General features: G+C 65.9%; 11 protein-coding genes. 2 read left to right on the top strand and 9 right to left on the bottom strand.

The window, feature by feature from the left end; all coding sequences use genetic code 11:
* Positions 1-202: 202 nt before the first annotated feature.
* Positions 203-1,084 (top strand): tRNA glutamyl-Q(34) synthetase GluQRS, encoded by an 882-nt coding sequence (gene gluQRS / locus JCQ34_RS18620; RefSeq protein ID WP_286400313.1) that lies wholly within the window; start codon positions 203-205, stop codon positions 1,082-1,084.
* Here gluQRS and JCQ34_RS18615 read toward each other — a convergent pair whose 3' ends face one another.
* From JCQ34_RS18615 to JCQ34_RS18605, 3 genes are all read right to left on the bottom strand, one after another.
* Complete coding sequence (locus tag JCQ34_RS18615) at positions 1,085-1,630, bottom strand: flavodoxin domain-containing protein (protein ID WP_286400311.1); 546 nt, start codon at positions 1,628-1,630, stop codon at positions 1,085-1,087.
* A gap of 52 nt (positions 1,631-1,682) precedes the next feature.
* Positions 1,683-2,999, bottom strand: a complete 1,317-nt coding sequence (locus tag JCQ34_RS18610) for an ATP-binding protein (RefSeq protein ID WP_286400309.1) — start codon at positions 2,997-2,999, stop codon at positions 1,683-1,685.
* 107 nt (positions 3,000-3,106) lie between these two features.
* Positions 3,107-4,054, bottom strand: coding sequence for an L-lactate dehydrogenase (locus JCQ34_RS18605; RefSeq protein WP_286400307.1), 948 nt, complete (start codon positions 4,052-4,054; stop codon positions 3,107-3,109).
* Between the two features lie 87 nt (positions 4,055-4,141).
* Between JCQ34_RS18605 and ggt the strand changes: the two genes are divergently transcribed.
* Entirely contained in the window at positions 4,142-5,974 is a 1,833-nt protein-coding gene (ggt, locus tag JCQ34_RS18600) for a gamma-glutamyltransferase (protein WP_286400304.1), read from the top strand.
* A 90-nt stretch (positions 5,975-6,064) separates the two neighbouring features.
* Here ggt and JCQ34_RS18595 read toward each other — a convergent pair whose 3' ends face one another.
* The 6 genes from JCQ34_RS18595 to JCQ34_RS18570 all read right to left on the bottom strand — a co-directional run bounded on the left by JCQ34_RS18595 (position 6,065) and on the right by JCQ34_RS18570 (position 12,850).
* Entirely contained in the window at positions 6,065-7,579 is a 1,515-nt protein-coding gene (locus JCQ34_RS18595) for an amino acid permease (RefSeq protein WP_286400302.1), read from the bottom strand.
* 94 nt (positions 7,580-7,673) lie between these two features.
* A complete protein-coding gene (locus JCQ34_RS18590) occupies positions 7,674-9,107 on the bottom strand; it encodes an aspartate ammonia-lyase (RefSeq protein ID WP_286400300.1) in 1,434 nt (477 codons plus the stop codon).
* Between the two features lie 8 nt (positions 9,108-9,115).
* Complete coding sequence (locus JCQ34_RS18585; RefSeq protein WP_286400299.1) at positions 9,116-10,183, bottom strand: asparaginase; 1,068 nt, start codon at positions 10,181-10,183, stop codon at positions 9,116-9,118.
* Between the two features lie 30 nt (positions 10,184-10,213).
* Positions 10,214-10,921: a FadR/GntR family transcriptional regulator gene (locus JCQ34_RS18580; RefSeq protein WP_286400298.1), complete on the bottom strand. Its 708-nt coding sequence runs from the start codon at positions 10,919-10,921 to the stop codon at positions 10,214-10,216.
* 42 nt (positions 10,922-10,963) lie between these two features.
* Complete coding sequence (locus JCQ34_RS18575; protein ID WP_286400297.1) at positions 10,964-11,599, bottom strand: DedA family protein; 636 nt, start codon at positions 11,597-11,599, stop codon at positions 10,964-10,966.
* A 111-nt stretch (positions 11,600-11,710) separates the two neighbouring features.
* The gene (locus JCQ34_RS18570; RefSeq protein ID WP_286400295.1) at positions 11,711-12,850 is read right to left on the bottom strand and encodes a thermonuclease family protein; all 1,140 of its coding nucleotides are present in this window, start codon (positions 12,848-12,850) and stop codon (positions 11,711-11,713) included.
* Positions 12,851-12,933 lie beyond the last annotated feature (83 nt).

Raw genomic sequence — 12,933 nt, 5'->3', positions numbered from 1 at the left:
GGTCCCCGCAGGCTACAGGTTCCCCGGCACACCACCCGGCACACTGGACACCGCTTCCCGCAAGGAGGCAGCCGCTGAATGAGGCTTGTTCACACCATGCTCACTCCGCAAACACGGCAAGAGCCCCTGAGCTACCGACGTCGGATTTCCGCAGTCATCGGTAGCTGAGGGGCTCTTGTGTTGTTCCGTCTAGGGTTGGTTCATGACCTCCGCCGGCCGCTTTGCCCCCAGCCCCTCCGGTGAACTGCACGTGGGCAACCTGCGCACCGCCATCCTTGCCTGGCTCTTTGCCCGTTCCACCGGGCGCAGGTTCCTCCTGCGCGTGGAGGACCTGGACCGCGCCCGGGCCGGCGCGGAGGCCGTGCAGTTGCGCGACCTGGCCGCCATCGGCGTGACGTGGGATGGGGACGTCGTCCGGCAGACAGATCGAGGAAACCTGTATGCCAAGGCGATCGCCCGGCTGGAGCAAGCGGGCCTCACCTACGAGTGCTTCTGCACACGCCGCGAGATCCAGGAGGCGCCATCGGCACCGCACGCGCCCCAGGGTGCCTACCCTGGAATATGCCGCAACCTGGACCGCGCTGAGCTGGAATTCAAGCGGTCCACGCGCCCTGCAGCCATCCGGTTGCGGGTGGACGTAACGGAATACACGGTGCAGGATGTTTTCCGCGGCGAATACACGGGGGCAGTGGATGACTTCGTGCTGCGCCGCAACGACGGTGTGACGGCATATAACCTCGCAGTGGTGGTGGATGATGCCGAGCAGGGCATAGACCAGGTGGTCCGCGGCGATGACCTGCTTCCCTCTACTCCCCGGCAGGCCTATCTTGCCTCGCTTTTGAATATTCCCATACCGGAATATGCCCACGTTCCGTTGGTGGTGAACCACGCCGGCGCCAGGCTGGCCAAGCGCGATGGCGCAGTGACGCTCGCGGACCTCGCGCAGGAAGGGGTGCCCGTCGAGGGGGTGCGGGACCGGCTGCTGGCTTCGCTGCGGTTGCCAGCGGGGAACCTTGACCACGCCCTGGGTGCATTTGACCCGGCAGGGTTGCCCAGGGAGCCCTGGGTCTGGCCCGGGAGCTGACTATTCCGGTGCGGGATTCCGCTCCAAAGCAGCCACGAACTCCTCCGCAAACCGCCGGACCCCGTCCCACTCTGTGTAAATGTAGTCGCGGCCGGTGTCCGTGTCCGCACTGCCCTGGCTGCTGACGATCTTCTTCATCATCATCCGCTTCAGGAACCCGTATTGGGTATAAAGGAGCGCCCCGCCAAATACGGCCACTGTCGAAGGATGCCAGCCGGTGGCGTCTTCGAACTCCGACACATACTTCTGTGCCTCCTCTGGGTCCGCGTGGGCGGAGAGGCTGACGGAAAACAGGGCAGCGTGCAGGTGTTCCAGGGCGGCACGGTTCCTGCGGACAAAATCCGCTACGAACCCCTCGTGCTTTCCGGCGTGGATAGAAGCGCCCACGATGACACCGTCGTAGCCTTCCGGCAGGTCATGGTCTGCGTGCTTGAGGTCAAGGGTGTCGGCCCCATGGCCACGCGCCTGCAGGACATCGGAGATGTACTCAGCGATCCGCGCGGTCTGTCCCTCTGTAGTCCCATAGGGAATCAGGATCTTTGCCATGCCTCCCACTCTGGCGTTCACGGGAAACACGGCAAAGGGGCAAAAGTCCCGGCTAGACCCTCCCCAGCGCCTCAATGTCCTCGAGGAAGTCCGCCTGCACTTCCGGGCTCACTGTAGTGCGGGTATCGCCGATGGCGTCGAGGTAGTCCTGGGTGGAGGGACCCTTCCTGACCGCCTCGCGGACGGAAACCTCGCCTCCGGAGGCCAGCCCGCCGTCGTCGTACACTGCCTTTTCCAGCGCACGCTGGGAGGCACTCCGGGCGGCGTACTCGATGTCCGCGGGGGAGAATCCCTCCGTGCGTTCCACCAAAAGCTCCACATCCACCCCGTCCACCACGGTGGCGGGAATGAACCGCTGCCACATCGCCTCCCGCGCCTGCCGGTCCGGCAGCCCGATGGGGATCACGTAGTCGAACCGGCCGTGGCGCAGGAAGGCTGAATCCAGGGCACGGATGAAGTTGGTGGCACAGACCAGGAGCCGGCCCGGCTGTTCCCGGAACGCGGGGATGATCTTCAGCAGTTCGTTCGTGACGCCCTGCAGCGGCGACGGGGGATCCCCTGCACGCTGGGAGGCGATCTCCTCCACCTCGTCGATGAACACCACTGCGTGCTCCAGTTCGGCGATCTCCAGGAAGGTCTCGCGCAGCGCTCCGGCCAGGCCCTGCGGATCGCCGGCCAGGCGGGAAGGGAACACTTCCACGAACGGCCACTCCAGCCGGGACGCGATGGCCTTGGCGAAGGTGGTCTTGCCGGTGCCGGGCGGACCGAAGAGGACGACGGCGCGCGGCGGCACCACGCCGAACTCATCGGCCAGGTCGGCCTCGGCGAGCGGCAGCACCAGGCGCCGCTCCAGCAGTTCCTTTTCCTTGCGCATGCCGGCCACGTTTTCCCACAGGTCGCGGGCCAGGACACGCCCGCCCAGCTGGCCCAGGGCGCCGAGCTCCTGCCGCTGCACCGGGATGGTGCGTTCGAAGTAGCGCAGGTTCTTCTTGAGCGCGAAGCCGCGGCCCAGGAACGCCTCCACGCGGGTTTCGGATTCCGGCATCAGCGCCGAGAGCTTGTTCAGGCCGTGCGGAGCCATCCGGTTTTCGACGGCGGCCAGCAGCGAGGTGCCGATGCCCCTGCCGCGGTATTCGGGCAGGGTGGCCAGGAAGACGATCCAGCCCTGGTCGTGCGCGGCACGTCCGACGGCGGCGCCCACCACCTGCTCGCCCTGCACCGCCACCACCGCATGGTCCTTTTCGCAAGACGCGAGGACCTCGGACAGGGCGTAGACAGGTTCCACGTTGTTGGCCTTGAGCGTCTCCCAGAGGTGCAGGATCCCGTCCAGGTCCGCCGAATGGAAATCCCTGATGCGCCAGTTGGTCATGCGTTGCTCCTGTTTGGTTCGTCGTTGAGCCTGCTCAGCGTGCACTTCTGTGAGCATATGCGAACCAGGGCCTGCGGACGGTTGCGGCGGCGTTGCATGACGCCGGTTCAGACGCCCAGGGCATCCATGGTGGCGCGCAACGTGTCCGCGGAATGCCGCAAAGCTGCCAGTTCGCCGTCGTCCATGGGCGTTTCCAGGACGCGGTGCACGCCGCCGCGGCCCACCACGCTGGGCAGGGACAGTGCCACCCCGGAGATCCCGTGGAGACCCGACAGCACGGTGGAGACCGGCAGGACGGCGTTGTCGTCGCGCAGCAGCGCTTCCACAATCCGGGCACCGGACAGCCCGATGGCATAGTTCGTGGCACCCTTGCCGGCAATCACCTTGTAGGCCGCCTGCACCACCTCCTTGGCGGTGGCGGCAAGGTATTCGGGCGTGAAGATCCGCTCGCCGCCGTCGGTCCAATCGCGGATGGGGACCGGCCCAATGGTTGCTCCGGACCACAACGGGAACTCCGTGTCGCCGTGCTCACCCACCATGCTGGCGTGGACGCTGGTGACGGAAACCCCCGCCCGGCGGGCCAGCAGCCAGCGCAAACGGGACGTATCCAGCACGGTGCCGGAGGAGAAGATCCGTTCCACCGGCAGCCCGGATATTCGCTGGGCGGCCACCGTCAGCACGTCGCAGGGGTTGGTCACCAGGACGTAGACGGCGTCCGGTGCGCGCTCAAGCAGCGGCGGCATCAGCTGCTCCAGGATCCGCACGTTGGTGCCGGCCAGGTCCAGGCGGCTTTGGCCGGGATTCTGCTTGGCACCTGCAGTGATGACCACGACGTCGGCGCCTTCCGTCACGGCGATATCCCCGCCTCCTGTGACGGTCGCCGAGGCTGCGGCGAACTGGCTGCCGTGCGCCAGGTCAAGGGCTTCGGCCTCCGCCTTGGGCGCGTTGACATCGAACAACGCGATGTTGCTGGCCGAGCCGCGGATCAGCGCGGCGTACGCCAGGGAGGTGCCGACGCTCCCGGCGCCCACTACTGCGAGTTTGGATCCTGCCATGGTGCCCTTCCCATCCGGAGTCGTTGAGAGTGTCCTACCCGAAGAGTAGCGTGGCCCACATCACTCGAACCCCACGTAGGAGCCACCATGCCACATCTCGGACGCCGGCTCGCAGCTGTTACTGCCGCGCTGGCAATGAGCGTCACCACCGGGGCCATCAGCCCCGCGTCCGCCGATCCCCGGCAGACCGACAAGAACCCCACGGCCACCGGCTATGGCGGCGCTGTCAGCACGGTGGACCCGGATGCGTCAGCGGCGGCCATCGAAGTCCTCAGCAAGGGTGGAAACGCGGTGGACGCCGCCGTTGCCGCGGCAGCCACCCTTGGCGTCACCGAGCCGTACAGTGCCGGGATCGGCGGTGGCGGCTATTTCGTCTATTACGACGCGAAGTCCGGGAAGGTCAGCACCATTGACGGGCGGGAAACGGCACCGGCCGGGATCAAGCAGGATGCGTTTATTGATCCAGCCACCGGCAAGCCTTACCCGTTCACCCCGGAGCTTGTCACGAGCGGAGTCTCGGTAGGTGTCCCCGGCACGCCGGCCACGTGGGAGCGGGCACTGGATCGCTGGGGCACGCTCAGCCTGAAGGACGCCCTGAAACCTGCCATCAAGGTTGCAGACCGCGGCTTCGTGGTGGATGAGACCTTCCGCAACCAGACGCAGGACAATCAAAAGCGGTTCGAGGCGTTCACCTCCACCAAGGACCTGTACCTGAAAGACGGCAAGCTGCCTGAGGTCGGCTCGATCTTCCAGAACCACGACCTCGCGGCCACCTATCGCATGCTGGCCAAGGACGGCATGAGCGCGTTCTACACCGGACCGCTCGCCGAGGAGATTGCCAAGACGGTGCAGAGCCCGCCGAAATCCCCGGACACCACCCTCCCGGTCCCGGTGGGTTCCATGACTGCGGAGGACCTGGCCAACTACGAAGCAGTGGACCAGGACCCCACGCACGTGAACTACCGCGGCTATGACGTCTATGGCATGGCACCCTCCAGCAGTGGCGGCACAACGGTTGGGGAGTCGCTCAACATCCTGGATGTGTTTGACCTGCCCGGCCTGAAGGCAGACCGGCCGGCCGTGCTGCACCACTACCTCGAGGCCAGCGCCCTGGCGTTCGCGGACCGGGGCAAGTATGTGGGCGACCCCGCCTTCGTGGACGTGCCCACCGAGGCGCTGACCGATCCCATCTTCGGCAAGGAACGGGCCTGCGAACTCGACCCCAACCATGCAGCAGCCAAGCCCGTCCAGCCCGGCGATGTGGCCAACTACGACGGCACCTGCCCGGCGGCACCGGCGGCGCTCGCCGACGAGAAGGACACGGAGAACATCTCCACCACCAACATGACCGTCTCGGACAAGTGGGGCAATGTGGTGGAATACACGCTGACCATTGAGCAGACCGGCGGCTCCGGCATGGTGGTCCCCGGCCGCGGATTCCTGCTCAACAACGAGCTCACGGACTTCTCCACGGTCTACAGCGCCACGGACCCCAACCGGATCGAGCCGGGCAAGCGGCCGCGTTCCTCCATGTCGCCCACCATCCTTTTGGAGGACGGCAAGCCGTTCCTGGCCCTGGGTTCCCCGGGCGGATCCACCATCATCACCACGGTCCTGCAGACCATCGTCAACCGCATCGACCTGGGCATGAGCACCCCTGACGCCATTGCGGCTCCCCGCGCGTCCCAGCGGAACACGGCCAGCGTCACTGCCGAACCGGCCTTCATCGACAAGTACGGCCCGGCCCTGACGTCCCGCTTTGGCCACAAGCTGACACCGTCGGGTGACTCGTTCACATCTGCCTCTGAAATCGGCGCAGCCACCGCCATCGAGTTCCTTGGGGACGGGCGCGTCCTGGCCGCCGCGGAGCCGGTCAGGCGCGGCGGCGGATCGGCCATGGTGGTCAAGCCGTCCAAGTGACGGGCTGAGCCACTCTTAAAACCCCGACGGCGGCACCCGCGTTCCGGACTTCCAGAACCCAGGTGCCGCCGTCGGACGTTTGAGGCGCGGTTACTTCTTGAAGGTGTCAGCCGGTGCGTTGGCGACCACCGGGGACATGCCGGTGAAGCCTTCACGGGTTTCGGCGATTTCGCGGATCCGGTGCCGGCAGGCGTACCAGCCGATGACCATGAGGACGGAGGCGATCGCGGTGACCAGCATGGTGAACGGTGAGTCGATAAAGACCATGATGAGGACGCCCACCAGGAAGAGCAGGGAGAGGTAGCCGGTGTAGGGGGCGCCGAACATCCGGAAGGAGGGGCGTTCCACCCAGCCCTTGTCGGCCCAGCGCTTGAGCTGGATCTGGCACAGCACGATGGTGGCCCAGGTCATGATGATGCCCACGGAGGCGATGTTCAGCACGATTTCGAAGGCTTCGGCGGGGACCAGGTAGTTCAGCGGAACACCGAGCAGGGAGACGACGGCGGTGATGGCGATGCCGCCGTAGGGGACGCCGGCCTTGTTCATGCGCGAGGCGAACTTGGGGGCCGAGCCGTTGACGGACATGGAGCGCAGGATCCGGCCGGTGGAGTAGAGGCCGGCGTTCAGCGAGGACAGGGCGGCGGTGAGGACCACCAGGTTCATGATCACGTCCACGCCCTGGACTCCGATGGAGCCGAAGAACGTCACGAAGGGGCTGACGCCCTTTTGGTAGGAGGTGAAGGGCAGCAGCAGGGCCAGCAGGATCACGGAGCCGACGTAGAACACGGCGATGCGGAAGACCACGGAGTTGATGGCCTTGGGCATGATCTTTTCGGGGTTTTCGGTTTCGCCGGCGGCGGTGCCCACCAGTTCAATGGAGGCGTAAGCGAACAGGACGCCCTGCATGAGGATGATCATGGGCAGCAGGCCGTTGGGGAAGATCCCGCCGTTGTCGGACAGGAGGTTGATGCCTACCTGCTGGCCGTCCACGGGGGTGCCGAAGATGACGAAGTAGGTGCCGATGATGAGGAAGGCGACCAGGGCGGCGACCTTGATCAGGGCGAACCAGAATTCCATTTCGCCGAAGACCTTCACGGAGACCAGGTTCAGGGCCAGGACCACGACGAGGGCGGTCAGCGCCCAGACCCACTGCGGGACGTCGGCCATCCAGGGGATGTAGTTGCCGAAGAAGTGCATGTAGAGGGCGGCGGCGGTGATGTCCACGATGGTGGTGGTGGCCCAGTTGATCCAGTAGAACCAGCCGGAGACGAACGCTGCCTTCTCGCCGAAGAACTCACGGGCGTAGGAAACGAACGAACCCGAGGACGGGCGGTGCAGGACCAGCTCGCCCAGGGCGCGCAGGATCAGGAACGCGAAGAAGCCGCACACCGCGTACGCGATGACCAGGGACGGGCCCGCGGCGTTCAGCCGGCCGCCGGCGCCCAGGAACAGGCCTGTACCAATCGCACCGCCGATCGCGATCATCTGGATCTGCCGCGGCTTGAGGTTCTTGTGGTAGCCCTTGTCCTCCGCGTGCAGGGAGGTTTCGGTGGCATGCGCGTGGCCACCATCAATCAGGTGGTCTGGAAGTGGGGTGTTTGCCATTGGGGATGTCCTTACAAACGGAGGAGGTGGTTGGGTGGGCCCACGCCTGCCGGGTTCCCTGGCCGAGCTTGCGAGGCGAGGGAGCAGGTGGGGATTACTTGCTGAGGTTGGCCAGGCGTTCGGGGCTGAGGAGTTCCTGGAGCTGGGCATCGGTAAGGAGCCCGTGTTCCAGGACGAGTTCCGCTACACCCTTGCCGGTGGCAAGTGCTTCCTGCGCGATGGCGGTGGCGGTGGCGTAGCCGAGGTGGGGATTCAATGCGGTGACCAGGCCGATGGACTGCTCCACGGTGCGGCGCAGGTGCTCGGTGTTGGCGGTGATTCCCCGGATGCAGCGGGCCGTAAGGGTGCGGCAGGCTGCTTCCAGGTGGGAGATGCTCTTGTGGAGGCTGTGGACGATGACCGGTTCGAAGGCGTTGAGCTGCAACTGCCCGGCTTCGGCGGCCATGGTGATGGTGACGTCGTTGCCGATCACCTCGTAGGCCACCTGGGAGACAACTTCCGGGATGACCGGGTTGATCTTGCCGGGCATGATCGAGGATCCGGACTGCACGGCGGGCAGGTTGATCTCGCCGAAGCCGGCGCGCGGGCCGGAGGAGAGCAGACGCAGGTCGTTGCAGATCTTGGACAGCTTGACCGCAACGCGCTTCAGCACGCCGGACAAGTGCACAAAGGCCCCTACGTCCTGGGTGGCTTCGATGAGGTCGACGGCGGTCACCAGCGGGAGTCCGGTGATCTCCGCCAGGTGCCGGCAGGCTGCTGCGGCGTAGCCGGCCGGGGCGTTCAGGCCGGTGCCGATGGCGGTGGCGCCGAGGTTGATCTCGTGGATCAGCAGCTCGGCCTCCGCCAGGCGCAGCCGGTCCTCGCCGATGGTGACGGCGTAGCTGCCGAACTCCTGCCCCAAGGTCATTGGCACGGCGTCCTGCAGCTGGGTGCGGCCCATCTTCACCACAGTGCGGAACTCCATGGCCTTGGCGGCGCAGGCATCCTCGAGTTCCTCGAGTGCTGCCAGCAGCTCGCGGGCGGCGAAGATTGTGCCCAGCTTGACGGCAGTGGGATACACATCGTTCGTGGACTGGCTGAGGTTCACGTGGTCGTTCGGGTGCAGCCGCGCGTAGTCGCCCTTGGGGTGGCCCAGGATTTCCAGGGCGCGGTTGGCGATGACCTCGTTGGCATTCATGTTCGACGACGTCCCGGCACCGCCCTGGACCACGTCCACCACGAACTGGTCGGCAAGCTTGCCGTCCATGACGTCCTGGCATGCCTGCCCGATTGCGTCGGCGCGTTCGTCGTCCAGCAGGCCGAGCTCACGGTTGGTGCGGGCGGCGGCCAGCTTGACCGCGGCAAGCCCGCGGACCAGGTGCATGTTGGAGGACAGCTTCTGGCCGGTGATGGGGAAGTTTTCCACGGCGCGGAGCGTGTGCACGCCCCAGTACGCGTGGGCCGGGACGTCCCGGTCGCCGAGCAGGTCGTGCTCCGACCTGGTCGGGGCGGAGGTGGTGGCTTCCGCCGCGGTATCGGTGATGGTCATGGTTGTCCTCACAGGGCTTCGTTGTCGGGCGTGGACTGGTTCATGTTCAGGAAGTCGGTGGCCAGGAGCTGGCCCACAGGGTGGCCGCCGCCCAGCACGGGGGATGTGGCGATGCCGGCGAGCGGCCCGGCATCCACTCCCAGCACCTCCAGCAGGCGGACGGTGGCGGGCATCCGGGCGCGGTCGCCGCCGTCGGAAATCTTCACGGCCACGGCGCTGCCGTCCGGCAGGCCGACGAGCTGTACGCCCTCAAAGCCGTCTTTGGCCACGGCCCCGGGGACCAGGCGCATCAGCGCGGTGACGTCGCGGCCTTCCCCGGCCACCATCTCCGGGTGCTGCTGCATGGCGAGCCCGACCGCGGCTTCCGGGCTGACGTCGTCGTTGCTTCCTTCCAAGGAGGCCGCGGCCGCCTGGGCGATCCGGCCGAAGGCACGGGCCATGCCCCCCAGCGTCAGGGCGAACAGCGGGGTGCCGCAGCCATCGGTGCTCAGGGCTGCCGGCTCCTCACCGGTCAGGTCAATAACTGTTTCCGCCACGAGCTGCTGCAGCGGGTGGGACGGGTCCAGGTAGCCCCGCACGGGCCAACCGTTGATCTTGCAGGTGGCCACCATGGCGGCGTGCTTCCCCGAGCAGTTCTGGGTGATCTGCGTGGCGCTGCCCCCGGTGCGGAGCCAGTCCTCCCGCTCCGCCGTGCCGTACGGCAGGTCAGTGCTGTTTTCCAGGTCCATGGGGGCGAGCCCGTGCAGTTCGAGGATGCGCAGGGCGCCGTCCCGGTGTGCGGACGCACCCGAATGGCTTGCAGCGGCCAGGGCCAGGAGGTCGGCCGGGAGTTCAAGTCCGGCGCGGACCATGGCCACAGCCTGCAGGGGCTTGAGCGCAGAGCGCGGGTAGAAGGGTGCAAACGGATCGCCCGCAGTCGCCGCCACTGAACCATCAGCGCCAAGGGCTACGGCGGAGCCATAATGGATGCTCTCCGCCAGGCCGTCACGGACGGCGGCAACCAGCGGGGTGTGCTGCGGCAGGGCCAGGTCGGCCGGGGCAGCAGTGTGGGCAGCAGAAAACACGGGGGAGGGCATGGGTTCCTTGGAAGGGTTGGTTGAATCTGGCTAGCTATTGAGGATGAAGTCCAGGGCCACGCCCACGGCTTCCAGGTGGTGGGCCATGGCGGCGCGGGCCTTCTCCGCGGAGCCGGACTCGATGGCGGCAAGGATCTGCTGGTGCTCGACGTCGGAGGCGTGCTGGCGGTCGGCCACCATGTTCAGTGTCTCGGACTGGTGTGCCAGGGCGTCCCGGATGTCGGCCACGACGCTTGCGAACACTTTGTTGCCGCTGGCGCGGGCGATGGTGGCGTGGAAGCTGGAATCCAGAGCCACCCAGGATTCGGGATCGGTTTCCACGGCCATTGCGGCGACAATCCCGCGGAGGATTTCCAGTTCCTCTGCGGTGCGCCGCTCAGCAGCAAGTCCAGCGGCCGGGACTTCAATGTGCGGGCGCGCTTCCGTCAGGTCGCGTGCCGAGTACTGCCCCAGGGTGAGGTCGTTGGCCACCTTGCTGGCGACGACGAACGTGCCCTTGCCGGTCCTGGTGACCGTCAGCCCCAGGGCGGTGCAGGAGCGGAGGGCTTCCCGGATCACCGAGCGGCTGACTCCATACTGCTGCGAAAGGGTGGCCTCCGAGCTCAGCTTGCTGCCCACCGGGATGATGCCGGATTCGATGTCCTCACGGATGGTGTTGAACACCGCCTCGGCGGCGCTCAGCCGGGCAAGGGGGCGGACTACAGGCTGTCCTGCTGTCCGGCTGTCTGACAGGTTCACGCTTTAAATATGGCACGGGTCACAAAGGGTGTCAAACCCTCCCTAGTCCTGGCGTTGGCCTGCCGCGCGCCGCCGTTGCTGCCGCCGTCGTGAGCGAAGGTGCCAGGCGATGAGTGCAGCCACGGCAACTGCTGCGATGACGACGGCGAGGTCCCGGCCCACTGCCTGGGCTACGGCCTCGTAGGAATTGCCGGCGAGGAAGCCCAGCAGGACGAAGCCGATACCCCAAACGATGCCGCCCGCAGCGTTGTAGGCAAGGAACCGGCCATACGGCATCCGGGATGTGCCGGCCAGGGCAGGCATGACGGCACGCAGGAAGGCGGTGAAGCGGCCCAGGAACACTGCGGAACCGCCCTTGCGCCGGAGGAATTCCTGCGCGTTTTGCAGCTTGCGCGTGTGCCGCGCCAGCACTTTTGTTTTCATGAGCCGGGTCCCCAGGTGCTTGCCCACTTCGTAGCCCACGCTGTCACCGATGATGGCGGCTAACGCCACCAGGGCCATCATGGTTTCCAGTTGCACCTCGCCGCGGCTGGCCACCACCCCGCCGAGGACGGCCGCCGTCTCACCCGGGATCACGAAACCGACGAATATGGCGTCTTCGGCGAAGACCAGGCAGAAGACGGCTATGTACGCCACGATCGGGCTGACGTTCAGGAGTCCGTCGATAAAGCCCGTCATGGAACCAACTTTAAGCCTGCGGAGGCTCAACTCGGTTCTTTAGCCGGTCAGAGTACCTACGAGTATGCGCTCGTGCTCCTGAAAAATCCCTGACAGTTGGCCACAGGACGGTCAGCACGGCCGCCAGGTCTTGCCGCCGGGAGCGTAGCAGCGCGGGCCGGTGTATTTAGTTGAGGGGGCAGGCGGAACGTACGGTTGCGGGGCCGGCGCAACGTAAGGCGCCGGGTTTGGTGCTGGTGCAGGCAGATTGCGTAGACGTTCAGCCTCAGCTGCGGCGTTCCGGGCTGCTTCATCGGCTGCAGCTTTCGCCGCTGCCGCAGCAGCCTCGTCTGCTGCCTTCTTTTCCGCCGCAGCGCTCTCCTCTGCTGCTTTCTTTTCTGCCGCAGCGCGCTCCTCTGCTGCTTTGCGTTCGGCCACCGCCCTGGCTTCAGCCGCTTTGCGCTCTTCCTCGGCTCTTTTTTCCGTTGCTTCCAAGGTCGCTTTTAGCGTTTTCGTGTCTTCTGCCTTCTTCTCCGCGGCAGTGATCTTCTTGTCCAGGTTGGACACATGTTTCGCGAGCACGGCAGTGGAAAGTCCGGCCCACAATAGGGCCCGCTCAGTTACTTTGTCCCCATTCAGGACCTTTCGGAGTGCCTTCGCCGCTGCCACTTTGCTCGCGAGGACGCCCGCTGCCGCACCTGCCGCGGCAGAAGTGGTTGCCGGTGATGCCTCGGTGGCCGTCTCGAGGCCCTTCGTTGTCTCAGCCAACTGCGCAGGAAGTGTGCACCCGATGCTCTCGGAGAAGAGCCCACTCTTGGCAGCCCTGGCCTCTTCGTAGGCTGCCTGCACGGGCGGCAGGAACTTCCTGTTGCCGCCGTACTCGACTGGAATTCCCAGTCCCTGCTGCGCGATTTTGGCGTTGACCAGAGACCCGTCGGCTGTGAAGACTCCCGCGAGAGTCCTGCCGTACTTGTCGTGGCGCTCGGCGTCGAACTCGAGTCTGACCTGGGTCCCCTTCGGCAGTAGGCCCTCAAGGTACTTTGAGGCCTCCGGACCGAGGCACTCGACCGGTTGGTTTGGGTCCTTGGTCTCAGGAGTGTCGATGTTCAACAGTCGGATGGTGTGGTCGCCGTTGTTGATGGAAACCACCAGAGTGTCCCCGTCGACCACGCGGACAACGGTGCCGGTACCAGCGTTGGCAGCTGCACCTGCAGCAAATGATCCTGCGACCAGGCCAGTGGCTGCCAGTGAAGCGATTATGAGTTTTTTCATGCCAAATTCCCCCAACTGCAGCAGGAGACGAGGCCGATCGAGCGCTCTACCTCGGAGAATCCTGAGTGTTTACTCCACTAATG

Source organism: Pseudarthrobacter defluvii (assembly GCF_030323865.1).
Taxonomy (GTDB): domain Bacteria; phylum Actinomycetota; class Actinomycetes; order Actinomycetales; family Micrococcaceae; genus Arthrobacter; species Arthrobacter sedimenti.
Note: the sequence above shows the minus strand (reverse complement) of the source record. Positions and strands in the feature narration are given on the sequence as shown.